This is a genomic window from Gammaproteobacteria bacterium (genome assembly GCA_029880545.1).
GTDB lineage: Bacteria > Pseudomonadota > Gammaproteobacteria > Acidiferrobacterales > SZUA-150 > JAOUOD01.
In genome coordinates, this window is sequence record JAOUOD010000005.1 from 133,604 (window position 1) to 159,120 (window position 25,517).

Consider the following 25,517-nt stretch of genomic DNA (forward strand, 5'->3'; position numbering starts at 1 on the left):
ATTAACAAGCGCGACTATTATATGCAGCTCGCTTTTGGCTGGAATCCTGGTTGATACGGTCTCTATCTACGGAAATCGCAGGCTGGGCCGGGCGAGAACTGGCGAATGAAAGGATAACATTGATGCCGCAGAAATATGTGAATGCGACTATTACCGACTCAGCAACGGAAGACAGCCTGCCTGTTCTGGACGGGGTGCTGGGTCCGCAAGCCATCGATATTCAAAAGCTGTATGCCAAGCACGACATGCTGGCATTTGACCCCGGTTTTCGCTCCACGGCCTCGTGCAAAAGTGCCATCACTTATGTCGACGGTGACAACGGTATTTTGTTGTATCGGGGCTATCCTATAGAGCAGCTGGCGCAGCACTCGAGCTACCTGGAAGTTGCTTACCTGTTGATGTTTGGTGAACTGCCGACAGCTGAAGAACTGTCGGGTTTCCACGATGATATTTGCCACTGCGCCATGCTGCACGACCAGGTGCTGCAGTTTTTCCGTGGCTTCCGTCGAGATGCGCATCCGATGGCGGTTATGGTGGGCGTGGTCGGTGCATTGTCAGCGTTCTACCACGAGCACGTGGACATTCATGATCCGGATCAGCGTGTCCAGGCGGCCATTCGCCTGGTGGCCAAGATGCCGATGATTGCGGCTACCAGCTACCTTTACAATATCGGTCGGCCTCATCGTTATCCCAAGACTGCGCTTGGCTATACAGAAAATTTCCTGCAAATGATGTTTGGTACCCCCATGGAGGAGTACGAAGTCGATCCGATCCTGGCCCGGGCCATGGACAAGATATTCATTCTTCATGCCGATCATGAGCAAAATGCATCGACATCAACCGTCCGCCTGGCAGCGTCCAGCGGTGCCAATCCGTTCGCCTGCGTAGCATCCGGCATTGCCAGTCTTTGGGGGCCTGCCCACGGCGGTGCCAACGAGGCGGTGCTGAACATGCTCGAGGAGATTGGTACGGTGCAGAATATTCCGTCAGCCATTGCCCGCGCCAAGGACAAGAATGATCCATTCCGGCTGATGGGTTTTGGCCACCGCGTGTACAAGAATTTTGATCCACGCGCCAAGGTTATCCAGAAAACCGCTCGGGAGGTCCTGGAGCATCTCGGTATTGATGACCCGTTGTTGGAAATTGCCGTACGCCTGGAAGAAATTGCGCTAGAAGATGAGTACTTTGTACAGCGCAAGCTCTATCCCAACGTGGATTTCTATTCAGGTATTTTGCTGAAAGCCATGGGTTTGCCGACCAATATGTTCACCGTGATTTTTGCGTTGTCGCGTACATCGGGATGGGTCAGTCACTGGCTGGAGCTGCACAATGATCCTGATCACGGTATTGATCGGCCGCGGCAGTTGTACGTGGGCTCACCGAAACGCAACCACCCGGAATTCAAGGGCTGAACCGGTTATTCAAACAAAAAGCGCAACCACTCACGAGGTTGCGCTTTTGATCTGCCTGCTGAAGCGGCAATGACTAGCTCCGGAATTTGTCTCGCCCGTCATCAGCTTTGACGATTTCATCACTTACTTCGTACAGGATCCGCTGGATACCGTTTGACAGGCGTTCGATATACGCCTTCTCATTTGCATCGGGGGGAGAAGTGAGCATCAGCACCAGGTCCTGGTCCATATAGCTGAAGAACCGGGCCGAAATGCAGCTGCCATCTTCGCGCAACATGCGGTGCACGGTAATGTCGTTCGGGCAGCCTTTTTGGGTCAGGGTGTGACGCATCTCCCACAGTGAGCCGGCCATGGCAGCCAGTTGTTCGCCGCGGCCGTGAGTGGCGGCTTCTGCCAGCATTAACCCGTCGTGAGTGGCTACGACAACATCACTGAAACCGCCTTCTTCAGCCACATGTTCCAGTTGTTTGCCGAGTGCCAATTCGGTAATTGGTGTTCGGTCTCTTCGTCGGTCTTCCATTTTGCCTGCAACCCATTGGTTATTATCATTACTTAGTGTAGCGCAAGACATTACAACAAACCCCCTTAATATTTCTGCGTCTTTATCTGCGTAAAAAATAGTTTTTTATATTGAGTCTTGTTGGCGGCAGCCCAGGGTTTCTCATGTGCTTGTAAATTTTGACCCGGTTATCTGCCACTTTATTCCGCAGCTTGTAACAATTTTTTACAGCAAGATTTATGCCACGATATGTAAGGAAATTGCTGTATTTATCGAGCAACATTTACCGCGTGTAATCGTCTAGAAAATGGCTATTTAGGCGAGAATTTTCTTGATGGGTTGGAGCAACCTACTACCATAGTCGGAATTGAATCTGACCCAACAGGGCGACTGGGTGACAAAGCCCGGCAGTGTTATCGTCCTGATAGCAGGGTAAAAAACCGGCTCTCGAATGTGTTAATTGCACTACGTTCCGACGTAGACTCAGGCTTTCGGTAAAGATGATGTTCAAGGGATGCATTTATGGGACAAAGTGACGCACACGCGTCCACCCACATTTTGTTGGTGGATGACGATCGTCTGGTTCTGGCCACATTGGCCACCGGATTGCAGCAACAAGGCTACCGGGTGACGACGGCGGATTCCGGTGAGCCGGCGCTGGAGCGATTTCGGGAACATACACCGGACCTGGTGGTGCTGGATTACCGAATGCCTGGTATGACTGGGCCGGAAGTAGCACAGCAGATGCTGGCCGAAGCCTATTGTCCAATCATTATGTTATCCGCGTACGACGACAAGGCGCTGGTGGACGAGGCTATCAAGCTTGGGGTGTCTGGCTACCTGGTAAAGCCGGTGGATGTCAACCAGTTGGTGCCCAGTATCGAGGCTGCCCTGGCTCGCTTTGGCGAGGTCAATGCCCTGATCAACAGCGAGTCCGATCTTCGCGAGGGCCTGGAACGCAGTCGAATTGTCAGCACCGCGGTTGGCATCATTATGGCGCGCCAGGGTTTTGCCAGTGACCGCGCATATGATGCATTGCGACGGCTGGCGCGCGATGAGCGTCGCCCGCTTCGAGATGTGGCGGCAGATCTGGTTGATGCTACTGATCAGGCCAATCGCATGCTCGACAGGCTGAAGCCGGCACAAGGTTGAGGCGACAATCAATGTCGATATTTCGCTGCCTGTTGATTGGTGCTCCGTTGTCCGCGGCCCAAAAGCAGTGGTTTGAATCCGCAAAGATTGAGGTTGTAGTGGTCTCGCCGGAACAGGCGGAAGCATTACATAATGTTTCGGCAGATATCCTTATGATTCGTGCCGAGGTCTTCGTCCAGACGGTCCCGGAATTTGTCCGGCAAATACAGGCCCTTCCTGTTGCCCGTGTCCTGCTTTTTGAATCGACCCTGGCTATCGATACGGCGATGCTTCATAGCCTTCCGGTGGATGATTATGTTTCCCTGGACTGGAGTCCTGAGTCGCTGCGCGCCCGGCTGGAATGGGCGCTGGTGCACCAGAGCCAGCGTCTTGATGCATCACTTGGCCAAATGGTGCTGTCACCCGACGCTGTATTGCGTATTGATAACCAGGGGAAAATCCTTGCAGCCAATGACGCCGTGGAAACCTCGCTGGGTTATGTCGCCGACAGTATTATCGGCAGATCCATATTTGAGCTATTCGCCGAGGATTCTCGCGATGCGCTGGCAAAACTGTTGCCTACGCAGGCGTCCGCCACAGGCACTCATCCAGGGCGCACTGGTGAAATGTTCGCGCTTCATGGCGACGGAAATGCCATGCCAGTCGAAGTCTATGTGCGCATGCGTAATGACGCGCGGGCTGCAGGCGAGCTGGCGGTATTTATTCGCGATATCAGTTCGCAACAACATTATCGTGGCGCCTATTTCCGCCATGAGCGTCATATGGCCGCGCTATCAAGACTGACTGAAGATCTGTTGCATAGCGAAAAGGATTTGGCCTATGGCCCGTTGTTGTCAGTACTGGCGCCCACTATTAACGCCGTTCGCGGTCGATTTTACCTGACCAGTTACGATCGACGTGACCAGACATGGGCGCGGGAGTGTGTTGCCGAATGGTGGGCCGAAAACCGGATACAGAAGCCCAGTGCTGCCGGAAAGCAGCTGCAGGCTGCGATTGAACGTGACGAGGCTCTGCAGCGTTGGCTGCCAGTGCTGAAAGCCAATGATATTGTCGCTGCGCCAGCTGACAGCCTGCCTCGCGTGGAGGCGGGAATGTTGCAGGATATGGGCATCAAGAGTGTGCTCGTTGTCCCGCTGAATATGCGGGGCAAGCTGATCGGATTCCTGCGGTTTGACAGTGGTCGTGACTATCCGGGTTGGGAGGCGGGCGATGTCAGCTTTCTGACTTCAGCGGCACGCAGTATTTGCCATGCTCATGTCACTCTCGAGGAACGACGCTATCGTATTGAGGCACAGGAGGCGCTTTACGAAGAACGCGTCTGGCTCGAAACCATTCGCCAGGCCAGTGAACTGATCAGCGCCACGGAGACACTGGAAGACCGACTGGTTGATATCGTCATGTACCTGCTGAACGTCATTCCGGTCGATCAGCTGGTGGTATCAACGCGTGAGAACAGCCGGATCCAGGTAAACGGGGTCTACAGCAAGAATCGGCAGCTTGAGACATTTCATCGATGGGAAAGCGAGAGCCACCTGTGTCCCGGCCATACCCAAAAAAGTGCCGAAGTGCTGCGCTGCGATCAATCCAGGTTTATTCAGGACAGTGACATGACTATGCGATCCTGCGTGTGTCTGCCGCTTATGGATGGTACCGAGCGTATTGGTACTGTATCGCTGGCTTCCGAGGAGCCAAATGTTTTCAACGAGCGAAATCATGCGCACCTTGAGTCACTGGCGACACAGCTGGCTCATGCGGTGGTGCATATCCAGCGATACCGGGCAGCCAAAAGTGAGGCAGAGCATCTGGCGGTTATCGTGCGGGAAGTGCATCATCGGATTAAGAACAATCTTCAGGGCGTGATCGGATTGCTTAACAGTCACCGGCATCGCAACTCCGAGGTGGACCAGATCATGGTTACCGCCATTGCCCAGTTGAATGCAGTCGCCGAAGCTCATAACCAGCTCAGCAGGCGTTCTGATGAGACCGTGTTCCTTGGCGACCTGGTTGCCGGTGTGCATCGGGCTGTGCGACCGCTCACCGGCCATGAGCTGGTAATTGATGCACCGTCGGCCGGCTGCCGGGTTATTGTGCCGGCTGCCGAAGTGGTGCCAGTGGCGCTGGTGGTGAACGAGTTGATTCAGAATGCACTGGATCACGGGTTTGAAACCGGAACTGGCGGTGAAATTCGCATTGAGATACATGAATCCGCCGACAGTGTCAGTTTGCGCGTCAGCAATAATGGCAAGCCGCTGCCGGAATCGTTTGACAGCAGCAGCGGTATAGGATTTGGCACCGGCTTGACGCTGGTTCGGTCGCTGATCCCGGCAAAAGGATCCCGTTTTTCCCTGAGGCACATGGATGGCTGGACCGTGGCAGAAGTTGAGTACGACATGCCGGTCATTATGCAGTCGGCGCTGGCTTCGCCCGCGGCCCCGGCCTGAGTCCGGATTCGAAAATTTTTTTGATTTTTTTTGTCGAATTTCTTGACAGCCTGAAATGCTGGGCTAATCTTACACGAAATTGCCGGCAACCCCTTCTGTTGCTGGTAGCGAGAATGGCCCGACCCCTCTTTGCCGGGCATGATGTTTTCGCACTTGGGCAGATCTTCGGGATTTGCCGTTAAAAGCCCCAAATTGCTTTCTGAAGTTGACAGATTTCCGGCTGCGCAGTGTTTGCGTGGCTGACTGTTCGCGATGCCTGTGTGCGGATTGGTGTGCGCAGGACAGAGCGACGACCAGATAACAAGCAGTGTAATGAGCCATAAAAACAGGAAGCAACAAGAGCAGGATTTAATGACTGAATCAGTGTTGTCAATCAGGGAATTTGGTGTCGCGTTCGGCGAAAAAATCGTGTTGAGCTCGGTTTCGCTGGATGTGCCCGACCGCGGTGTGATTGCCTTGATGGGGCCGGCCGGCACCGGCAAGTCGACCCTGCTGCGTACGATTGCAGGATTTAACGATAACAATCCTTCACTGCGTACCTGGGGTGACGTGGACTATATGGGTGCGCCATTGGGTGAATTGGGTATACCGCCACTGGTTTCTCAGAATGCGCGGCTGATGCTGGCAAGTATTTTTGAAAATATGGTCAGCGAGTTGCCGGAGCGGCACACGTTGACCATAGCGCAACAAAAGGAAGTGGTAACACGATTGCTTGAACGGGCCGGGTTAGGTGAACTGGCCGACAGGATGGAAGAGCGCGTTGCATCGCTGTCCCTGGGCAAGCAACGGCATCTGGCCATTGCCAGGACCGCGGCATCCAATCCGAGAGTATTGTTTATTGATGAACCGACCACCGGCATTGATGATGCAGACTGTGAGCCGTTGCTGAATTACATCAGGATGGAAGGCGAGCATCGTGCCATTGTTGTGATTTTGCATAATCAGCGCCAGGTGAAATACCTGGATGGCCAGGTGGGACTGCTTGCCGGTGGCTGGGTCCAGGAAATGAACGAGGCGAAGGAATTTTTTGCCAACCCGCAGAACCCGTTGGCCAAGGATTTTGTTCGTAGCGGCTCCTGCCACTCTCCGCAGCCGGGTGTTGAGCCAGACAGCTCCGAGCCCAGTGCGTTGACTACGGATATACCCAAGGCACCGCCGATTCCGCAGAAGGCGAGAAAATATATTAGTGATTCGTTTGGGCCGCGCGGTTTTTTGTGGCTGAAGCAGGGTCAACTGGCAGGCACGCCCAGGCCAGGCCTGATTGCAGAGATGAAATATGATCTCAAGGCTTTGACGCGTGTAGGCATTACCGTGCTGGTATCACTGACCGAAACACCGGTTGATTCGAGCGAGTTGGAAGAGTTTGGTATCAAGCATGTCGAGTTTCCGATTCCGGATATGGGCGCGCCAAGCATTGAAGCGGCCATGCAGATGTGCGAGCTGATGACGTCTCTGATGGAGCGTGGCGACGTCCTGGCAGTACATTGCAAGGCCGGCCTTGGGCGTACCGGAACCATACTGGTTTCCCAGTTGATCTGGGAAGGCATGCCGGCCCTGGCCGCGCTTGAGCAGGCGCGCCGAATTGAGCCTCGATGGGTTCAGTCGGAGGAGCAAGTAGAGTTTCTTGAGCGATTTGCGGTAGCTGTAGACGAATCGCGGGGAAAGCTGGCGTCAGCAGGCGTCGATATTTGATCAACCATTATGAGTTGGAGGACTGAGTAATGTCATTGGATAGTGAACTGCAAAATGCAATCTCAACCATTCCCGAGTGCGTAGCTGCAGGTTACGTGGATATGACCACGGGCATGTTGCTGGGTGTTAAAACTGTTGATTCTCACCCCCAGGAAGTACTGGAAATCATCGCTGCGGCTACCGCAGACATGTTCCAGGGATCGAATGTCACATTGATCGAGAAACTGTTCAAGAAGTCTCGCGGTGTCGACAACGATCATCATTACTTTCAGGAAATGCTGGTGCTGAGTGATAACCTGATACATGTGTTCTCTCGGACCAAGGGTAACGAAGACCACGTGTGTGTATTTGTTTGTCGTAAGTCTGCCAACATGGGTATGGTGTTGGCAAAAGCACGTACCGCACTTCCGGCCCTGGAAGCGTCAGTGTAATGAGCCAGGACAAGATGATCCCCGGGAAATAATACCGGGGATCGTCGAATCCGAAAAAAATGTTCAAGGGCAAGTTGTTAACCATTAATTTTATTTCTCAAGGAGTTTCAAAATGTCATTAGATAAAGCTTTAAACGATGCAATCGCGCAGATCCCGGAATGTGTTGCTGCCGGTTACGTTGACCTGAGTTCCGGCATGCTGCTGGGCGTCAAGACTGTTGATTCCCATCCTGGCGAAGTTCTGGAAATCGTTGCCGCGGCTACTGCTGATATGTACCAGGGTTCAAACGTTACCATGATCGAAAACATGTTCAAGAAGTCTCGCGGCGTACCTACAGGTGACGGCCATCATTACTTCCAGGAAATGATGGTGCTTAGCGACAACCTGCTGCATATCTTTTCACGTTGCAAGGGCAACGAGGATCACGTGTGCGTATTTGTTTGCCGCAAATCAGCCAACATGGGTATGGCTTTGGCCAAGGTTCGTTCAAACCTGCCTACAATCGAGGCTGCACTGTAATAGCCTGGTGGTATCTGAAAAGGGTCCCGGGTTTCCCGGGGCCTCGCTCAGGACAGGATTGTTGAAGATGGTTTAATCTGTAATATCATGGATCAGCTAGAGGAAAACGCATGAGTAAGGTATCGGTAGCAGCAATTGGAATGAATCCAATTGACAGGAAGTTGCTGAAGAGCCTGTTTCTGCTCAGCGACCAGAATCGTTTTGGTTTCGCATTGGTGGAAGGTGATCAGGCGGATGTGGTTGTGGCCGATCTTGATGGTCTCGATGACTCGGCGGTGCAAGCCTACCGCGACAGCAATCCGAGCCAGCCAATACTTTTTATCTCCGTGATGGGAGGTTACAGGTCTGGTGCTGACCCCTATATTACCAAACCGTTAAAAGTCAATGCGGTCTTCGGCGAGCTGAACAAGCTTGTTGAAGGCAATGCACAAAAAAAAGATGTGCCGGCAACGGACAGGAAGGAAAAGCTTAAACCGGTTTCTACACCGAAAAAATCAGGTGGTGCACCTGCAATGGCAGGCGACGTGCCGGTCTATCATGCAGACGATTACCTGCTCGGGTTGGTACAACAGGCGATCGCCACAGGCCAGGCCACTGTGTTGTCGTCCGATTTTGGTGCTATCACGGTGTTTCCCAAGCAGGGTGTGTATGTGTCCACCGTGAATCAGGAAGATTTGTCAGCCGTATGTGGAGCAGAAGCCACGGCATTCAAGCGCGGCGTTGTTCCGTCAGACCAGGCAGAGAAGATGCTTGGTGACCCTGATGTTGTAAAACAGGGGATTAATGAATTATTGTGGCAGGGGGCCTATTACGCATCAAATGGCCGCCTGCTTGAAGGTTGTATGCGTAACGATGTGGTAACGCTGGATTACTGGCCCAACATTACACGGCTCGGCGCTCCGGACAATGCCATCAGTATTTGTGCCCTGTTGAGTAGATATCCAACTTCGATTACGTTGGCGAAACGGATTCTTAAGGTGCCTGATGACGAGATGTATGCATTTTACAGTGCAGCAACAGCCAGTGGTATCGCCAGGGTTACAAACAGGGGTAGTCAGCCGGAGGCAGAACCGGTATTGCGTCAACCGTCGGCAGGCCGGGGATTGCTTGGCAAGTTGCTGAAAAAAGTAACCGGTTTATAAGATATATAAAGAGCTAGGATGGGATCATGGCACGGGAAGACAAGATAATATTTGCAGGTCCGGTAGGCGCAGGAAAGACGGCTGCCATTGCCGCAGTCAGCGATGTGGAACTGGTCAAGACTGAAGCGTTGGCAACCGACGAGGTAGCGCTGAGAAAGCTCAACACGACAGTGGCCATGGATTACGGGGCACTGCATCTTGAGGACGGCTCCAAGATTCATCTTTACGGAACTCCCGGGCAGGATCGTTTCGATTTCATGTGGGAAATTCTGACCATTGGCGGAATCGGGCTGGTTTTGTTTATCGACAATGCACGGGAAAATCCCATTGCTGATCTTGAGCACTACCTGAATGCATTCAAAAAGTTTATCGCTCGTACCGATGTTGTAATTGGTGTAACCCGAACCGATGTCAAGGCCGAGCCAAGACTTGAGGCCTATAATGCCAAGATAAGGGAAATGGGGCTCAAGGTACCGGTTTTCCAGGTTGATGCCAGGAGGCGTGAAGATGTAAAGGTAATGTTGCTGGCACTTCTGGCGATGTTGGACCCTGGTCTAAAGCGCTAGATTTTTCACAGGTTATTCCTATACTATTCACAGAACAACATAACAGGTAAGAAACTGGGTCATGGATAAAGAAACTCTGGGTAAGACATTGCGTCCCTTGTTGAGAGGTTTGAATGGCACCTCTCTGGATATCGAAGCGTCAGCCGTTATGACCAAGGATGGCTTGACGATATCCGCCGTACTGGGCGAGGCCGTGGATGCTGATCGCCTTGGAGCAATGTGTGCAACCATGTTGTCATTGGCTGATACCACTTCCAGGGAGTTGGCCCGAGGGGATCTCGAACAAGTCCTGATCAAGGGTTCGACCGGTTATGTATTGATCGTGGAGATTGGGGAAAATGCAGTGCTGGCGGTTGTTGCCAAAGCCACTATTAACCTTGGCATGGTTTTCCTTGAGGCCAAGACTACGGCCCGAAAGGCCATGCAATTCTTCTGAGTTTTTCGGTACCCTGTATCCGGCTACCCTGATCCTCCCGGTTTTGGGGTGGCATGTTACAGTTTGACAGGCGCCCGGCTTCGTCAAATACACCTTGAATTTCCACCATTTGTTAAAGTTGGTTACACCTTCCGAAATCCGGGAAATTTGGGTATTTTCACGCTATATTATCCCATGTTGCCCGTTGCCAGTGGCGCGGCATTCATTCATGGCTGTTTGCAGTCGACCATTAAAAGACAGTATAGAAAACAAGGTAATATGACGTCTTTAAAGCTTGTCACTAATGGAAATCCCCATCAAGGCGCGCACTTGTTTGTTGTCGATGATAATGCGACTTTGCTTATCGCTCTTGAGCATGGTCTGAGCAAACGGGGATACAAGGTCAGCACTTTTGAAAACGGCGAAGATGCTGTAGCGGCATACCGTGAACACACGCCGGACCTGGTCATCCTCGATTGCAAGATGCCGGGCATGAGTGGTCCTGAAGTGGCGCAGCTGATGATTGAGCATGTACACAGGCCAATCATAATGTTGTCCGGCCTGGACGACGATGACATGGTCCACGGCATGATAGCCAAGGGCATATCAGCCTACCTGGTAAAACCGATGAGTACCAGCCAGGTGGCTGCCGTGGTTGAATCCTCGCTTTCGCGTTTCAGTGAAGTCAGTGCCCTGATGCGGGACAGTGAAAACATGCGTACCGATAAAGATCGGAATCGGGAAATCAGTACCGCGGTCGGTATTGTTATGGTCCAGGCGGGCCTGTCCCACGAGCGGGCTTTTGACAAGTTGCGCCAGCTGGCCAGGGAGCAACAAAAACCATTGCGTGATCTGGCAAAAGAGATTGTTAATGGCCTGTCACAAAACAACAGTATGCTTGAGAAAATTCGCAAGGATTAAGCTGGTATTTTCTCGACAATCAGACAGTTGGCAGACTTGGCTGGCTACATTTTTTTACATTTGGCGAAGGAATGTTTCGCGTTCTGTTAAAAGTTTGTAAAAACTGTTAACTGCTTCACAGAAAAACCATTCCGGGTGTTGAATCGATCCCAAAATCAACTATTCTTTTGCTAATGGCACGCGCAAATGTGTCGATATTCTTCTGGCGTATCAACCGAGCCCCCGCTGATACGCATCACCTTGGAAAGTAAAGGGTAATTGGATTACCGCCTGCAGGAGCCCAGGACCAGCTCCACGTGCCAACGACGTTGGTCAATTCTATTTTTAATTTCTGTAGTTTTCGGTTCTTACACCGGGGGTAGACAATGTATTTAGTCAAGAATGGTGATTCCAGATCCTTGCCAAAAGAGCAGCTGGAGTACTTCAGTATCGACAGCTGTGTGCTGGGACTGATCAAGAAGGCTGTCGACAAGGACAATGATCTCAGTATTCGCCATGAGGCTTTTGGAAACGTTTATGTTCTGGCCAGCAAGGGACTGTTCTTCGGTGTAATCAAGCGCGAAGAAGAGTTTTATACGGCACCCCAGAACCAGTTTCGGACATCATCGCTGAGCAGTGCTGAAGTTCAGGCAATTCTGGGTAACAGTGCCAATTGCCGCCCGGTAGAAGATTTGCTGTGGCAGTCCGCGCATTTTGCGTCACGCGGACGATTGCTTGAGGGCTACTGCCAGTCGATTGATGTAATCGAGCTGGATCATTGGCCGAACCTGACGCGCCTGACGTCCACGCCCAACGCAGTCTCAATGGCAGCGTTGCTTAACCGTCACCCCAGTTCACTGAAACTGGCGGCGCGCATGTTAAATATTAGCGCCTCTGAAATGGCTACGTTCTACAGTGCCGCCAGGGCCTCAGGTATTGCACGTCCGATCAATCGCAAGGACGAGGTGCAAGAACCCAAAGAGGTGACACCGCACCGCAATCGTGGACTGCTGGCCAAACTCTTCGCCAAGGCATCGAGCCTGTAACCAGGCCGATAGAGCGACAATTTGGCCGTTGAAGACCCGGACTTTGCCCGGGTCTTCTTGTTTTGGCCGGGCTATTTTCCGAAACGCTTCAGCAAACCTGAAAAAGCTTCAATTCGTCGGTCGCGGAAGAATGGCCAGATCCTGCGGACGCTTTCGCTACGCGTCATGTCCACTTCAGCCATCAGCAATACTTCTTCGTCTTCGCTGTTGGCAAGTAATTCGCCCTGGGGGCCAGCTATGAAACTCTTGCCCCAGAATTGAATACCCTGCGATTGCCTGGATGGGTCTTTTTCGTGACCAATACGGTTGCAGCTCAGCACCGGCAAGCCGTTGGCGATGGCGTGGCCGCGTTGTACCAGTTGCCAGCTATCGCTCTGGCGTTGCTGTTCGGCCGGATCATCGCCGGGATTCCAGCCGATGGCGGTGGGGTAGAGCAACAGCTCGGCGCCATTGAGCGCCATCAGTCTTGCAGCTTCCGGGTACCACTGATCCCAGCACACCAGTACGCCCAGGCGGCCAACACTGGTGTCGATCGGCTCGAATCCCAGGTCTCCCGGCGTAAAGTAGAACTTTTCATAAAAGCCGGGATCGTCGGGGATATGCATTTTGCGGTAAATACCGGCGAGGCTGCCATCGGCTTCGAGTACTACAGCGGTATTGTGGTAAATGCCGGCCGCGCGCTTTTCAAACACGGAGCCGACGATGACCACATTGTGTCGCCTCGCCAACTGGCCGAGAAATTCCGTTGTCGGTCCCGGTACGGGTTCGGCCAGGTCAAAGTTATCCGTGTCTTCAGTCTGGCAGAAGTAGAGGCTGGCATGAAGCTCCGGCAACAGTACCATCCGGGCACCAGCGTTGGCGGCGCGGGCAATAAAGTCCGCGCTGCGCGCCAGGTTGGAATCGCGATCACTGCTGAACGCGTGCTGGGTCAGTGCAACAGTCAAGGTTCTCTGGCTCATGTTTCCTGCCTTTGTTCAGGGTTGCCCGAATCAGCGCTTGCCCGGGCCGGATACTTCGGCGGGCAGTTGCATGCTGGCGCAATGAATTCCGCCGTACTGGTTGATCAATGCCAGGCTATCTATACCAATGATTTCCCGGTCAGGGAAGCAGCTGGCCATTGCTGCCAGTGCATGAGTATCAGCCGGATCATTATACAAGGGCACCAGTACTGCGCCATTGATGATGAGGAAATTGGCATAGTTGGCCGGCAGGCGGCCACCTTCTTCATTTAATACCGGTTTTGGCCAGGGCAGGGCGACCAGCTTATAGGGCTGACCTTCAGCGCTTCGCATCTGCTGCAATTCCGCCTCCATGAGCCGGAAGCTTTCGTAATGACTGTCGCGCGGGTCATCGCAGCGAACATAGGCAATGGTGGTGCGATCGCAAAAGCGCGCGAGTGTATCAATATGACCGTCGGTATCGTCGCCTTCCAGGTGGCCGTGTTCCAGCCACAGCACCCGGTTCAGGCCCAGGTGAGTCTTGAGAACAGCTTCAAGTTGTTCCCGGTTCAGTTGCGGATTGCGGTTGGGATTCAGGAGACAGCTGGTGGTGCTCAACAGTGTGCCTGAACCGTCCACTTCGACACTGCCACCTTCAAGTATCCAGTCGACGGTTTCCATTGGTGTGCCGGCAAACGCTTGCTGGCGCGACAGGGTTCTCGATAGCACGTTGTCGAGATCATGCCGGTATTTGCCGCCCCAGCCATTGAAGCCAAAATCCAGCAGTTTCGCCTCGCCGCTGCACAACACGGTCAGCGGTCCATGGTCGCGAACCCAGATATCATTGCTGGCGACCACGTAAATCGTATATTGCCCGGGGTCTACCCCGGCTTGCTTGAGCAGGTGGTCAATATGTTCGGCGTGAGCCTCATCAAAAGCCGAGATAATGACCTGTTCAAACCGGGCGATATGGCGCGCCATATCGACAAAGTTACGGTCAATTCCTTGAAGATTATTGCCCCAGTCTCCGTGACCGTGTGGCCAGGTCAGCATGACGCCGTATTGCGGCGCCCATTCCGGGGGCAGGTAGGGTTGGCAGGATGTCGGCATGGTCGTGTTAAGCTGTTGAAAACGGGGCGCCAGTAAACCCGGTTTGACCTCTGCGGGCAAGGGGTTTTTAATTGCGCCCCTCGTGAACCATCACACAGGACACTATTAATGAGTCTGATTCTTCCGCTTAAAGGACTGCGTCCCGCGCCCGGACGCGCTGACGATGTGGTCGCACCTCCTTACGATGTATTGAATACTGCCGAAGCCCGGCAGCGTGCCCAGGGTCGTCCCTGGAGTTTCCTGCATATCTCCAAGCCGGAAATAGACTTGCCGGAAGGAACAGACCCGTTTGATGCCAGTGTTTACGCCAAGGGCAAGGAGAACTTCGATCACATGCTGGCCGAGGGCGTGCTGGTGCGTGACCCGGAACCGTATTATTACGTCTATCGCCTGGTCATGGGTGAGCACGAGCAAACCGGGCTTGTCACCGTGGCGTCGGTCAAGAATTACGACAGTAATCGTATTCGCAAGCACGAGTTCACCCGCCCCGACAAGGAGGATGACCGTGTGCGCCAGGTGGACGCACTCAATGCCCAGACCGGCCCCGTGTTCCTGACCTATCGTCATAATAAAATTATTGATGACATTGTTGCCGAGGCCGTGAAAGCCGAGCCGGAAGTGGATGTAACCGCAGACAATGGTGTCCGCCATACCCTGTGGGTGATGCGTGACGCAGCGCAGATCAAGACCATAACAGATACCTTTGATGCCATGGATTGTCTCTATATTGCTGACGGTCATCATCGTTCCGCAGCCGGGTCAAGGGTTGCTGCCATGCGCGCCGAGGCCAACAGCAATCATACTGGTGATGAATCCTATAATTACTTCCTGTCGGTTGTATTCCCGGATAATCAAATGAAGATACTGGATTACAACCGTGTCATCACCGACCTGAATGGCCTGGACCAGGCCGGGTTCATGCAGCAGGTCGAACAGGCCTTTGAAGTGACCGGGAGTGCTGAAGCGGTAAAGCCTGCAAAGGCGACCGAGTTTGGAATGTACCTGGATGGCCAGTGGTACCGGTTGAGCATCAAGGCCAACCGAATTCCTGCTGATCCGGTTGGTTGTCTCGATGTCAGCCTGTTACAGAATAACCTGATTGCGCCGATTCTTGGTATTGACGATCCGCGTCGCGACAAGCGTATTGATTTTGTCGGTGGCATACGCGGGTTACAGGAGCTGGAAAGGCGGGTAGACAGCGGCGAAATGAAAGTGGCCTTTTCATTATTTGCCACGTCAATGGATGCACTCATGGCCGTAGCCGATGCCAACGAAGTCATGCCGCCCAAGTCCACATGGTTTGAGCCAAAGCTGGCTGATGGACTGGTGTCCCACGTGCTCGATTAGCACGACATCCGCATGCTCAGTAACGAAGCCGTGACCCGGAAACGGGCTGCGGCGTCTTTGATCAAGCCGGATTGAGGTGAATCAAGTTAGCCGTCGGCACCGGCATATCCTGGCGACGTATCGCATGAACAGGTGATACTCGTGATTACCTGGCGGAAGGGTTTATATGGGCCTGCTTGTGACTGAATTATATCGCCTGGCAAGGCACAATTGCCGCTGTTTTTTACCTGCTAATGATCCGGCGACTATACGTACTCGACGAACACCAGAACGGTCATGAATCCTGTCGATAAGCTTCCGCGCTTGCTCAGAACCTGCCTGGACAAAAATCTTTGTGTTTGTAATGACGTGGTAAAGATGGACATTATTAATGCCATTGCCGGTGGCGCGAATACTGTTGAAGAAGTCAGGAAGCAGACCTATGCCACACTGGGTATCGGTTGTTGTACAAAACAGGTGGAGCGCCTGATTGAATGTATTTGGGGATCAGGCGAGGTCAAGGAGGATGAGGATTGAAGGGCTGTCCGCCCGGGGGCCGGCCAATATCTCTGGCTAGAGTTTGTCCTGGTATGCGATCATAACCCATGCTGAACGCTGTCTTGTCCGTCTATTCGCTGTTGCTTGCAATTTGCATTCTTCTGCTCGGCTCCGGGTTATTGGGAACCGTCATAGGTCTTCGTGCCGGCCTGGAAGGTTTCTCCAATACTGTTACCGGTATCGTGATGTCGGCGTTCTTCGTTGGCTACATCATTGGCGCCTACCTGTGCCCACGCCTTGTTCGCAGTGTCGGTTATATACGGGCGTATTCAGTTTTTGCCGCGATCGCTGCGGTTGCCATGATTCTCCACGGGCTCATCATCGATGCCTTTGTCTGGTGGTGGTTGCGCATCATCAGTGGCGTCTGTGTCATGGGTCTGTACATGATCATCGAAAGCTGGCTCAACAGCATGATCAAGGAGCATCCCAAGCGCGGCCGCATCTTTTCCGTATACATGATGATCACGCTCGCTTCTCTGGGTGCGGGCCAGTATTTCCTGCTGCTTTACGGTCCGTCTGAGCTCGCGAGTTTCGCGCTCGGCGCGATATTTTTCATTCTGTCCCTGGTCCCTGTTGCGGTCACGCGCCTAAGTCAGCCAGTTAACGTTTCAGTTCCCAGGATGATGCTTCGAAAGCTGGTCAAGGCATCGCCATTGGGTGCGGCGGGCGCATTCTGTTCAGGTCTGGCCAGCGGTGCATTCTGGGGAATGGGGGCACTGTATGCGCGCGGCATGGGTTTCGACAGCAGCGGTATCGCCATATTTATCAGCGCTATCGTGTTTGGCGGAGTATTGTTGCAGTACCCGATCGGCCATCAATCTGACCTGCACGACAGGCGCTCTGTGTTGACGGTAGTTTCCATAGTGTCAGCGCTGGTAGCTGGCGTTGCTTTCCTGGTGACGCCCGCAATCCAGCCGTTGTTTCTTGGTATTGTCCTGTTATACGGAGGCGTTTCGTTTTCTGTCTACTCGCTTTCAGTGGCGCATACCCAGGACCAGGTAACCGCCGACCAGGTGCTTGATGTGACACGAAGCCTGTTGCTGCTGAATGGAACCGGGGCGGCTCTGGGTCCTGTCGTGGCCGGCGTCATGATGCAACAGATGGGCGATGGGTCCTTGATGCTGTGCTTCTCGCTAGTGTTCTTGCTGTTGGCGCTGTTCGCAATTTATCGTCATTTGGCAGGAGAGCCGATTCCTGAAGAGGCCCAGGAAGGATTTGTATCGGTTACCCGTACCAGTCCTGAAATAATCGGAATGAATCCGCGGGCAGACAACAGTCACCAATAATGCATCACAATGTTTGCTGGATCATTGAATAAACAGCGAATAAACGAATTGTTCAGCCTCCTGCTAAAGTATCAGTGAATCTGATTGCTATCATTATATACATACCTGGACCGGGAAATGGTTACTGGTCGAAGGCTTGTTGCCACATACCTGTTGATAACAGGAGCTGGTGCCATAGGTAGCCGGGTATGGAAAGCCTGAATATGGGGCAGATCGTCAAATTGTTCGGCCGGCTAATGATTATTTTTGGCCGATTCTGCAACCGGTTGTGGCAGCCGGTCCGGTAGCACCACTATGAGTATACGATGGCTGCTGCCAGTCGCCGCTGGCGTTCGCGGCGGCAACCTGGATCGGGTCAGGTTGATCAGAATGTTTTAACAGCCCCGGTTTAAAGGGCTGTTAATCGCTCACCTTCCAGGCCACCCAGTCCAGCATGAATGCCGGCAACAACCGGCGTAGCGCATGGAACAGGTAGGTCGGGAAGGTGACCGGGTATCGTATACGCGGTTTTTTTGCCTTTAATGCGTGAAGCGTTTTCTCCAGGCAGGCCTCCGGTGGCAAGGTAAACGGCATTCTGCCGGCCCGTCCTTCCAGTCTTTGTTCCATGGCAAGATAGCGTGCCTTGTGCGCGCTGCTATCCGGGACGATGTTCTTTTTGTACATGGCGTAAGCGTTGTCGCGAAACTTGCTGACAATGGGGCCGGGTTCGACCAGGCTGATATGTACACCGCTGCCCCTGAGTTCCAGTCGCATGGTGTCAGACAGGGCTTCCAGGGCAAACTTGGTGGCGTTGTAGGCGCCGCGGTAGGCAAGGCAGACAATTCCCAGCACCGAGCTGATCTGGATAATGCGGCCTTCGCCTTGCTCGCGCATTACCGGCAAGAGCAGATTGGTCAGCTCCTGGGTGCCAAACAGGTTGGTCTCGAATTGCTCACGCAGCACTTCCCGGCGCAGGTCTTCCACGGCCCCCGGTTGGCCATAGGCGCCGTTATTAACCAGTCCATAAAGTTTGCCACCGGTGAGCTCAAGAACCGTCTCAACCGCGCTGCGAATTGAATGGCTGTCAGCCAGGTCCAGTTGCACGGCTTCGTGACCCAGCGATTTCAGCATGGCCACGTCCTCCTGTTTGCGTGCACTGGCGATAACACGGAAGCCGTGGTCACGCAGACCATTGGCCAGACATAAACCGATGCCGCTGGAGCAGCCGGTTATCAATACAGCATGTTGAATCATGATGGTCTCGCGAAATGTGCCTGGCGGCAGTTTAACCAAACTGGCGCATGGATACATCTCCCGTTGTGTCGTACTGACTGCAGTGCACAACAGCTCGTCGTCAATGCCGGTTTATGTATAATGGATGAACCGGGGATGGGGATAGCCCGAAAACATGAAAAAAACCGTATATCTGTCAGATCAGGTAAGAGAAAGGTGTCCGGGACTAAACGACTGGATAGCCTTGCGCATTGGCGAACATCAGTTGTGCTCGTTGACTGCCGCGAAAGTGTTTTCCGGCGCGGAGCCGGCATTGGTTATTGTGGGCTATGAACAAGGCCGCCCTTGGCTGGAAGACTGGGTTGTACCGTACCCATTGATTATCTTCTGGGCCAGGTCAGGCCAGGTTTTGCCGCCTGAGCTGATGGATCACCCGCGCTTTCATGGACGTATCAATGAAGCCGACGCCACCGATCAGCAGTTGCTGGTAATCAAGTCGGCACTGGACCGGATTCGTGATCAACAGCATATCGCGGAGATGATGGATGATATTCTCGAGGTAGGCCGGGCGTTGGCATCGGAAAAGAACCTGGACAGGTTGTTTGACCTGATTCTCGATCATGCACAAAAATTGCTTAATGCCGATGGCGCATCCATCTATACACGCGACAAGAACGGAAAGTTGTATTTCCGGTTATGGCGCAATGCATCTACTGATACAAAGGCGGAGGCACAAAAGACTCTGGTAGGCGACAAGAGTATTGCCGGCTACGTCGCACAAACCGGTGAGCCGGTTTTGCTGGACGATGCCTACGATATTCCCGAATCAGCACCTTACACGTTTAACCCGGCGTCGGATCGCAGCATTAATTACCATACGCGCTCCATGCTCACTTTGCCCATGCGTAACAAGGCCGGTGATGTGGTTGGTGTGTTGCAGCTGATTAATCGCAAACGAGAGCCTGATGCCCGGCTGGCTACCGCCGGGGATTGTGATGCGTTCGTCGTGTCATTTGGTGAGCCGGATATTCGCATTGCCCAGGCGCTCGCCGGCCAGGCGGGATCAGCCCTGGAAAACAGCATTCTCTATTCGGATATCGAGAACCTGTTCGAAGGATTTATCAAGGCGTCGGTGCAGGCTATCGAAGCACGGGATCCTACTACGGCCGGTCATTCATTTCGTGTTGCCGAGTTTACGGATCGCCTGGCCAGGGCCGTGGACCGGTCCGATAGCCGAATTTATCGCGATATTCGCTTTGACCGGGAAGAACTTCGCGAGATCCGGTTTGCATCGCTGCTACATGATTTCGGCAAGGTTGGCGTGCGCGAAAATGTGCTGGTGAAATCTCACAAGCTCTACCCGTTTGAAATGGAAGTACTCAAGCAGCGTTTCCTGCTGGCGCGGACCAGCTTCGAGCGGGAGTCGATGTCACGAATTATCGGGCTGTACGAGCGGGCCGAACACCCCGACCAGGTGGCTGAGGAGCGTGAGCAAATTGAGCAACTGCTGAAGCAAGAAGGGCAGAGACTTGACCGATTCCTCGAAGTGGTGCTGCACGCAAACGAACCCGCAGTATCCGATACCTTGGCAAGCGACGAGTTGCAAGAAGTGGCGAAATACCGGTTTCGAAATGTCGACGGCAGGACCACGCGGTTGCTGGATGATTTCGAATTTGCCTGCCTCGCGCTTGCAAAGGGCAGCTTGAACGAGGAAGAGCGCCTGGAGATCGAGTCCCATGTGACCCACACTTTTGCCTTCCTCAGCCTGATTCCGTGGACGCGGAACCTGTCGAAACTGCCCCATATTGCCTACGGTCACCACGAGAAACTGGACGGCACCGGTTACCCGTTGGGGCTGAGTGGTGACGAGATTCCGATCCAGACACGAATGATGACTATTTCCGATATTTACGATGCGCTGACGGCCTCTGACCGGCCATACAAGAAATCGCTGTCACCTGAACGAGCACTGGATATACTGGCAGCGGAAGCCGGCGCTGGCAAAGTGGATGGCGATCTTTTCCGGGTATTTGTAGATTCCGGTGCCCACCGGCTGATCGATTCCGACCGCTAATTCAGGCGACGATTTTGTCCCGGCACGCTCCGAGAGTATAATCCCGCCGCAACCGGCTGCCGGCATTCGCCTGTCATCGGCCGGCCTCAAGACAATCCCTGTGGGAAGGATCAAGTAATCTCATGAGCGACAAGTTGCGCGTTGGGGTGGTCGGAGTCGGCTACCTTGGAAAGTTCCATGCCCGGATTTATTCGGAAATGGAGGGAGTGGACCTGGTAGGTGTTGTGGACAGCGATGCTGCCGTGGCCGAATCCATCGCTGCTGAATACAACACCCGGGCCTACACGGACTTTCGGGATCTGCTCGACAAGGTCGATGCAGTCAATATCGTGGTGCCTACAAGCTACCACCTGGACGTGGCGCGCCCGTTTCTTGAGCGCGGTATACACATGCTGATGGAGAAACCCATTGCCACGACGGTTGAGGAAGGCGAGCAACTGGTGGCGCTGGCGGAAAAGGCCGGCTGTATCTTCCAGGTGGGCCATCTTGAGCGCTACAATTCCGGTTTGCGTGCACTGATTGATCGCATGCAGGGCAAGCCAAGTTTTATCGAGGTGCATCGCCTGGGTACTTTTGTCGAGCGTGCCACGGATGTGGACGTCATTACCGACCTGATGATCCATGATATTGATATTGTTGGCGCACTGATGGGTGTTCCGGCAGTGAAGGTGGATGCATCCGGCGCCCATGTTTTGACCGATCATATTGATATCGCCAATGCGCGAATTGAGTTTGAGGGCGGGGCGGTTGCCAATGTCACCGCAAGTCGCGTATCCAACAAGCGTTTTCGTCGTATCCGCGTATTTGGCAGCAAGCAGTACTACAGCCTCGACTTTGCCGAGCAGCGCCTGGAAGTGGTTACTGCCGGGGACATTGATCCGGAAACCGGACGCCCTTCCATTACCCAGGAAAAACTGGATATCGAACCGCAACCGCCACTGGATGCGGAACTGGCCGATTTTATTGATGCAGTCCGAAACAAGCGCCCACCACTGGTGGACGGACGTACAGGTCTTGAGGCCTTGCGCATGGCATTCAAGATTAAGGAGTCTATTGGTTTATGAGTAAAGAAATCACCTCTGTTCCCTTTCTCGATCTGACAAAGGAATTTAGCAGTCTTGAAGAAGAGTGGTTCGCCATGATTCGCGAAGTTGGCAGCAAGGGCGCGTTCATTCTTGGCGAGAACGTCAGTGCTTTTGAAAGGGAGGCTGCGGAATATCTTGGTGTTAAATCTACCATCAGTGTTGCTAACGGTACCGATGCACTGGTGTTGTCGCTGCGCGCACTGGGCGTTGGTCCGGGCGATGAAGTGATTACTTCGCCTTATACATTCTTTGCCAGTGCCGAAGCGGTCAACATGGTTGGTGCAACACCGGTTTTTGCCGATATCGACTATGACAGTTTCTGCCTGGACCCGGACAGTGTTCGTTCGAAGATTACCGGCAAGACGCGAGCCATTATCCCTGTGCATATATTTGGTCAGCCGGTAAACATGGATGCACTCGGCAGTATTGCCAGCGACCATGGCCTGCGTATTGTTGAAGATTGTGCCCAGGCATTTGGTGCGAGCGATGGCCAGAAGCGAGTCGGCGCCTGGGGTGATGCCGGCAGTTTCAGTTTTTACCCGACCAAGGTTCTCGGTTGTTACGGTGACGGCGGTTTGATCTCCACCAATAACGAAGAGATTGATGCCCATATTCGCAAGCTGCGCAACCACGGCGCGACTGCGCCCTTTATGCACGACGAGATTGGCACCAACAGCCGGTTGGATGAAATCCAGGCAGCATTGTTGCGAATCAAGCTCCGGTCCATGGACGTGGCGCTCGCCGGGCGTCGTCGCGTCGCAGCCATGTATACTGAGCGGCTTAAAGATGTGGCTATAGCGGTGCCGGCTATCAAGGAAGGCATAGGCCATGCCTATAACCTTTTCACTATTCGCATCAATAATCGTGACCAGGTGCGCGAGCGCCTGACCAATGCAAAAGTGGGTTCATCCCTGTGTTACCCGTTGCCGTTACATTTGCAGGAAGTGTACAAGCCTCTTGGATACAAGCCGGGAGACCTGCCTGTTGCCGAAAAGGCGTCTACGGAAGCGCTGTCGTTACCGATTTATCCGGATATGCCCAAGGACCATATACAATATGTATGTGACCTGGTTGTGGACGCGGTATCCGGGTAAAAACCCGAAAATTGACCCTGAAATGGATTTCGGGGAATTCAGTGACATTTCCTGCCTAGCGACTATTCTCTAGAAGAGGGGGAAGAGGCACGATCTTCCTTCCTGAAAAATCAACAAGTTAGTATATAGTCCAGATAATCCGTGCTGGATCAGGCGGCCATGGCTGGATAATTTCGCGGAGGAGGGGTTATGGGGGTGTCGACGAATTTTGCGGTCGCGGGGGCGTTCGCCCTGCTGCTGGCGGGGCTGGCAAATGCGGGTGACAGTACAAGTCAGCCGATTCGGGGCGGTGGCGCGCATTTTTCCTGGGTAGTGTTCGAGGCGCTTGAATCTGAACTGGAACAGAAAACCGGGCGCGAGCTTACCCTGTTCGGTCGAAAGTCCATGCTTGGTGCAGGCTGCAAGGCGGGCATTGATGTGGCCAAGGAAAGTCGTCCTGGTCATGAGACCTTTGGCCTGGTGTGCTGTGATACAAAAAAGGAGATTCTTGAAAAAGAAGGCCTGGTCCAGCACCCGATTGCCAACGAACCGATTCTTATTCTTGTGAACAAGTCCAACCCGGTAAATGATCTGTCCGTTGACCAGGTGCGCGGCCTGTTCAGTGGCAAGATTCGTAACTGGAAACAGGTAGGCGGGCCGGACAAACCGGTTGCCGTGATCACCCGTCTGCATTGCAAACACAATCCCGGGCACTGGAAAACAATCCTGCCGGGTGAGGAGCATTTCAGCAAGGATCGCGTCAACGTCAAAAGCGCCGCAGAAATGGTGGCGCGGGTCACGGATTTTGCCAATGCCATAGGTCATACCGGTTCCACCTGGGACTTTGGCAGCGACAGCCGGGTCAAGGCAGTGAAAATTGGCGGGATCGAGGCCAGCACCGAAAACATGAAGAAGAAGCGTTATCCGTTTTTCCGGCAACTGGGTGTGGTGACAGTCAAACAGCCTGGCAAGGATGTTATGCAGATTATTCATGAAGTTCAGGCAGGTGAAAGTTTCAGGAAGTTGGCCAGGCAATACAGCTTGCAGCCGTTACATTGATCGGGAAAGCAGATACTGGTGGAATCGTGATTTCGATTCTTGGCACATATCATAGACGACTCGTTTTTTACATGGTGCTGTTGCTGGTATTCCTGGTGACAGTCTTGCTGGTCAATTACCAGATCAGTCGCAGTGCCATTGTCGAGCAGGCACAAAACAGTCTTGAACGCCTGGCCAGCCAGGTGAGCAGTAACGTCGCACTGGAATCCCGTGCACTCGACCAGCATGTCGAGATGATCCGCAACAGTATTGAATTGTCGGAATACATGTTTATTGTCGTGTCCATTGGCAGTTCGCCGGAGCCATTGCAGACGCTGTTCTCCCGGAAATTTGGCTGGTTGCCTGTCGGTCATGCCATGGCCATATCACGCAAGGGCAAGCAGCTGTTGCCGGAAAAGCGCAAGGACTTTTCCGCGGTAATCAGGGATAAAATTGATTTCACTACACCGACGCGCAGCAGTTTCTTTATTCTGCATCATGACGTGATTCACATTGTGTCAGTCGCACCGGTTTATTATCAGAAGGAGTTTCTTGGCAACTTCATTCTGGTACGGGATCTGGACAAGGAATGGATGACCCAGGTTGCAAGGGAAAGCGGAGGACATCTTTTTCTTGTAAACAGGAGCGAACTGGTATGGACCACCCGGAAACAGCTGCAACCGGGCAGCAGTTTTTCGGTGACAGACGGCATGATCATGGCGGGGTCGGAGAAGTATCGCGCCCAGCCCATTATTCTTGATGAAGGCGCCAAAGGCTTGTTGCTGTGGTTTGGCCTGGATGAATACAAGCTCACCAACGCGTTGGCAAAAAACGGGTACCTTCTTCTTGGCGGTGTACTCGCCGGATCGCTGGCAATCCTGTTTTCCGGGTTTCTGATGCTGCGAAACTTCCGCAGTCCCTTGCGGAACCTGTTGCACAAGATGCAGCAGGTCGAAAGCGGAGACTTTCCCCGAATCGAGAAGCTGCCTTTTTCGGACGAAATCAGTCAGCTGAATAACCGGTTCTCGGAAATGGTGCAAAGCCTTGAATCACAACAAAAGGAAATTGAAACCAAGAACGAGCAGCTTGCCGAACAGGCATCAACCGATGTGCTGACCGGCCTGTTTAACCGGCGCCATTTGTATGATTTGTTTCCCAAGCTGTTGTCTGAATCTCGACGCAACAATAAACAGCTGGTGGTAATTCTTGCCGACCTTGACAAGTTCAAGAACATTAATGATCGGTATGGCCATTTGCTGGGTGATGAATGCCTGCGTCATTTCTCGCACATTATGCAGATGTGTTGCCGATCCAGTGATTTTATCTTTCGCATGGGTGGAGAGGAATTCCTGATCCTCAGTATCGGCGACTATGAAGGCGGTATGGTGTTGGCGGAAAAAATTCGCAAGTCTCTTGAAAGCTCGCCACTGGATCACAAATCCGGCCTGGTAAACCTGACTGTAAGTATTGGAGTGGGGGCGGCGCCGGAAGGGGCGGCGCCGGATACACTTAATGAAGTCCTGGCGGACGTGGACCGGGCGTTGTATGAGGCCAAGGCGCGCGGTCGAAACAGGGTTGCAGCAGTCACTTCCGGATAACGC

General features: G+C 53.3%; 22 protein-coding genes and 2 pseudogenes. 20 read left to right on the forward strand and 4 right to left on the reverse strand.

All coding sequences use genetic code 11. The features are described from left to right. The first annotated feature begins 122 nt into the window (after window positions 1-122). Entirely contained in the window at window positions 123-1,412 is a 1,290-nt protein-coding gene (locus OEZ10_07370) for a citrate synthase (GenBank protein MDH5632800.1), read from the forward strand. 73 nt (window positions 1,413-1,485) lie between these two features. On the opposite strand, the gene OEZ10_07375 is transcribed toward OEZ10_07370, so the two are convergent. Beyond that, the gene (locus tag OEZ10_07375; GenBank protein MDH5632801.1) at window positions 1,486-1,932 is read right to left on the reverse strand and encodes a hypothetical protein; all 447 of its coding nucleotides are present in this window, start codon (window positions 1,930-1,932) and stop codon (window positions 1,486-1,488) included. Window positions 1,933-2,433: 501 nt separating this feature from the next. Here OEZ10_07375 and OEZ10_07380 point away from each other — a divergent pair. The 10 genes from OEZ10_07380 to OEZ10_07425 all read left to right on the forward strand — a co-directional run bounded on the left by OEZ10_07380 (window position 2,434) and on the right by OEZ10_07425 (window position 12,216). Continuing rightward, window positions 2,434-3,063, forward strand: coding sequence for a response regulator (locus OEZ10_07380; protein MDH5632802.1), 630 nt, complete (start codon window positions 2,434-2,436; stop codon window positions 3,061-3,063). 11 nt (window positions 3,064-3,074) lie between these two features. After that, window positions 3,075-5,504, forward strand: a complete 2,430-nt coding sequence (locus tag OEZ10_07385; GenBank protein MDH5632803.1) for a PAS domain S-box protein — start codon at window positions 3,075-3,077, stop codon at window positions 5,502-5,504. A gap of 351 nt (window positions 5,505-5,855) precedes the next feature. Then, window positions 5,856-7,196, forward strand: a complete 1,341-nt coding sequence (locus OEZ10_07390) for an ATP-binding cassette domain-containing protein (GenBank protein ID MDH5632804.1) — start codon at window positions 5,856-5,858, stop codon at window positions 7,194-7,196. 29 nt (window positions 7,197-7,225) lie between these two features. After that, on the forward strand, window positions 7,226-7,627 hold the full coding sequence (locus OEZ10_07395; protein ID MDH5632805.1) for a hypothetical protein: 402 nt from the start codon (window positions 7,226-7,228) through the stop codon (window positions 7,625-7,627). A 112-nt stretch (window positions 7,628-7,739) separates the two neighbouring features. Then, window positions 7,740-8,147: a hypothetical protein gene (locus OEZ10_07400; GenBank protein ID MDH5632806.1), complete on the forward strand. Its 408-nt coding sequence runs from the start codon at window positions 7,740-7,742 to the stop codon at window positions 8,145-8,147. A 110-nt stretch (window positions 8,148-8,257) separates the two neighbouring features. Beyond that, window positions 8,258-9,289: a response regulator gene (locus tag OEZ10_07405; protein MDH5632807.1), complete on the forward strand. Its 1,032-nt coding sequence runs from the start codon at window positions 8,258-8,260 to the stop codon at window positions 9,287-9,289. A 26-nt stretch (window positions 9,290-9,315) separates the two neighbouring features. Next, window positions 9,316-9,855, forward strand: coding sequence for an ATP/GTP-binding protein (locus OEZ10_07410; protein MDH5632808.1), 540 nt, complete (start codon window positions 9,316-9,318; stop codon window positions 9,853-9,855). 61 nt (window positions 9,856-9,916) lie between these two features. Next, window positions 9,917-10,291 carry a roadblock/LC7 domain-containing protein gene (locus tag OEZ10_07415; protein ID MDH5632809.1) on the forward strand — a complete coding sequence of 125 codons (375 nt, stop codon included), beginning with the start codon at window positions 9,917-9,919 and terminating at the stop codon, window positions 10,289-10,291. Between the two features lie 258 nt (window positions 10,292-10,549). Further along, window positions 10,550-11,191, forward strand: a complete 642-nt coding sequence (locus OEZ10_07420) for a response regulator (protein ID MDH5632810.1) — start codon at window positions 10,550-10,552, stop codon at window positions 11,189-11,191. A gap of 365 nt (window positions 11,192-11,556) precedes the next feature. Continuing rightward, window positions 11,557-12,216: a hypothetical protein gene (locus tag OEZ10_07425; protein MDH5632811.1), complete on the forward strand. Its 660-nt coding sequence runs from the start codon at window positions 11,557-11,559 to the stop codon at window positions 12,214-12,216. Window positions 12,217-12,287: 71 nt separating this feature from the next. Here the strand turns inward: OEZ10_07425 and OEZ10_07430 are convergent, their stop codons facing one another. After that, window positions 12,288-13,160 (reverse strand): carbon-nitrogen hydrolase, encoded by an 873-nt coding sequence (locus OEZ10_07430; protein ID MDH5632812.1) that lies wholly within the window; start codon window positions 13,158-13,160, stop codon window positions 12,288-12,290. Between the two features lie 45 nt (window positions 13,161-13,205). After that, a complete protein-coding gene (locus OEZ10_07435) occupies window positions 13,206-14,264 on the reverse strand; it encodes an agmatine deiminase family protein (GenBank protein ID MDH5632813.1) in 1,059 nt (352 codons plus the stop codon). A gap of 108 nt (window positions 14,265-14,372) precedes the next feature. On the opposite strand from OEZ10_07435, the gene OEZ10_07440 reads away from it, so the two are divergent. The 3 genes from OEZ10_07440 to OEZ10_07450 all read left to right on the forward strand — a co-directional run bounded on the left by OEZ10_07440 (window position 14,373) and on the right by OEZ10_07450 (window position 17,434). After that, window positions 14,373-15,611: a DUF1015 family protein gene (locus OEZ10_07440; GenBank protein ID MDH5632814.1), complete on the forward strand. Its 1,239-nt coding sequence runs from the start codon at window positions 14,373-14,375 to the stop codon at window positions 15,609-15,611. Between the two features lie 276 nt (window positions 15,612-15,887). Next, window positions 15,888-16,127, forward strand: a complete 240-nt coding sequence (locus tag OEZ10_07445; protein ID MDH5632815.1) for a (2Fe-2S)-binding protein — start codon at window positions 15,888-15,890, stop codon at window positions 16,125-16,127. 68 nt (window positions 16,128-16,195) lie between these two features. After that, window positions 16,196-17,434 (forward strand): MFS transporter, encoded by a 1,239-nt coding sequence (locus OEZ10_07450; protein ID MDH5632816.1) that lies wholly within the window; start codon window positions 16,196-16,198, stop codon window positions 17,432-17,434. Window positions 17,435-17,833: 399 nt separating this feature from the next. Here OEZ10_07450 and OEZ10_07455 read toward each other — a convergent pair whose 3' ends face one another. After that, entirely contained in the window at window positions 17,834-18,667 is an 834-nt protein-coding gene (locus OEZ10_07455; protein ID MDH5632817.1) for an SDR family NAD(P)-dependent oxidoreductase, read from the reverse strand. Window positions 18,668-19,187: 520 nt separating this feature from the next. Between OEZ10_07455 and OEZ10_07460 the strand changes: the two are divergent. From OEZ10_07460 to OEZ10_07485, 6 genes and pseudogenes are all read left to right on the forward strand, one after another. Next, window positions 19,188-19,988, forward strand: a pseudogene (locus OEZ10_07460) (GAF domain-containing protein). A gap of 84 nt (window positions 19,989-20,072) precedes the next feature. After that, a pseudogene (locus OEZ10_07465) lies at window positions 20,073-20,594 on the forward strand (hypothetical protein). Window positions 20,595-20,842: 248 nt separating this feature from the next. Further along, window positions 20,843-21,784 carry a Gfo/Idh/MocA family oxidoreductase gene (locus tag OEZ10_07470; GenBank protein ID MDH5632818.1) on the forward strand — a complete coding sequence of 314 codons (942 nt, stop codon included), beginning with the start codon at window positions 20,843-20,845 and terminating at the stop codon, window positions 21,782-21,784. Further along, window positions 21,781-22,899, forward strand: coding sequence for a DegT/DnrJ/EryC1/StrS family aminotransferase (locus OEZ10_07475; GenBank protein ID MDH5632819.1), 1,119 nt, complete (start codon window positions 21,781-21,783; stop codon window positions 22,897-22,899). The genes OEZ10_07470 and OEZ10_07475 overlap by 4 nt, the downstream gene beginning before the upstream one ends. 195 nt (window positions 22,900-23,094) lie before the next feature. Then, window positions 23,095-23,937 (forward strand): substrate-binding domain-containing protein, encoded by an 843-nt coding sequence (locus OEZ10_07480; GenBank protein MDH5632820.1) that lies wholly within the window; start codon window positions 23,095-23,097, stop codon window positions 23,935-23,937. A gap of 26 nt (window positions 23,938-23,963) precedes the next feature. Further along, entirely contained in the window at window positions 23,964-25,514 is a 1,551-nt protein-coding gene (locus OEZ10_07485; GenBank protein ID MDH5632821.1) for a diguanylate cyclase, read from the forward strand. Window positions 25,515-25,517 lie beyond the last annotated feature (3 nt).

Coding starts and splice junctions, on each gene's coding strand:
- OEZ10_07370 (MDH5632800.1), top strand. CDS start 123: ATGCCGCAGAAATATGTGAATGCGACTATTACCGACTCAGCAACGGAA.
- OEZ10_07400 (MDH5632806.1), top strand. CDS start 7,740: ATGTCATTAGATAAAGCTTTAAACGATGCAATCGCGCAGATCCCGGAA.
- OEZ10_07440 (MDH5632814.1), top strand. CDS start 14,373: ATGAGTCTGATTCTTCCGCTTAAAGGACTGCGTCCCGCGCCCGGACGC.
- OEZ10_07390 (MDH5632804.1), top strand. CDS start 5,856: ATGACTGAATCAGTGTTGTCAATCAGGGAATTTGGTGTCGCGTTCGGC.
- OEZ10_07385 (MDH5632803.1), top strand. CDS start 3,075: ATGTCGATATTTCGCTGCCTGTTGATTGGTGCTCCGTTGTCCGCGGCC.
- OEZ10_07380 (MDH5632802.1), top strand. CDS start 2,434: ATGGGACAAAGTGACGCACACGCGTCCACCCACATTTTGTTGGTGGAT.
- OEZ10_07470 (MDH5632818.1), top strand. CDS start 20,843: ATGAGCGACAAGTTGCGCGTTGGGGTGGTCGGAGTCGGCTACCTTGGA.
- OEZ10_07455 (MDH5632817.1), bottom strand. CDS start 18,667: ATGATTCAACATGCTGTATTGATAACCGGCTGCTCCAGCGGCATCGGT.
- OEZ10_07450 (MDH5632816.1), top strand. CDS start 16,196: ATGCTGAACGCTGTCTTGTCCGTCTATTCGCTGTTGCTTGCAATTTGC.
- OEZ10_07420 (MDH5632810.1), top strand. CDS start 10,550: ATGACGTCTTTAAAGCTTGTCACTAATGGAAATCCCCATCAAGGCGCG.
- OEZ10_07435 (MDH5632813.1), bottom strand. CDS start 14,264: ATGCCGACATCCTGCCAACCCTACCTGCCCCCGGAATGGGCGCCGCAA.
- OEZ10_07415 (MDH5632809.1), top strand. CDS start 9,917: ATGGATAAAGAAACTCTGGGTAAGACATTGCGTCCCTTGTTGAGAGGT.
- OEZ10_07475 (MDH5632819.1), top strand. CDS start 21,781: ATGAGTAAAGAAATCACCTCTGTTCCCTTTCTCGATCTGACAAAGGAA.
- OEZ10_07395 (MDH5632805.1), top strand. CDS start 7,226: ATGTCATTGGATAGTGAACTGCAAAATGCAATCTCAACCATTCCCGAG.
- OEZ10_07410 (MDH5632808.1), top strand. CDS start 9,316: ATGGCACGGGAAGACAAGATAATATTTGCAGGTCCGGTAGGCGCAGGA.
- OEZ10_07425 (MDH5632811.1), top strand. CDS start 11,557: ATGTATTTAGTCAAGAATGGTGATTCCAGATCCTTGCCAAAAGAGCAG.
- OEZ10_07405 (MDH5632807.1), top strand. CDS start 8,258: ATGAGTAAGGTATCGGTAGCAGCAATTGGAATGAATCCAATTGACAGG.
- OEZ10_07445 (MDH5632815.1), top strand. CDS start 15,888: ATGAATCCTGTCGATAAGCTTCCGCGCTTGCTCAGAACCTGCCTGGAC.
- OEZ10_07375 (MDH5632801.1), bottom strand. CDS start 1,932: ATGGAAGACCGACGAAGAGACCGAACACCAATTACCGAATTGGCACTC.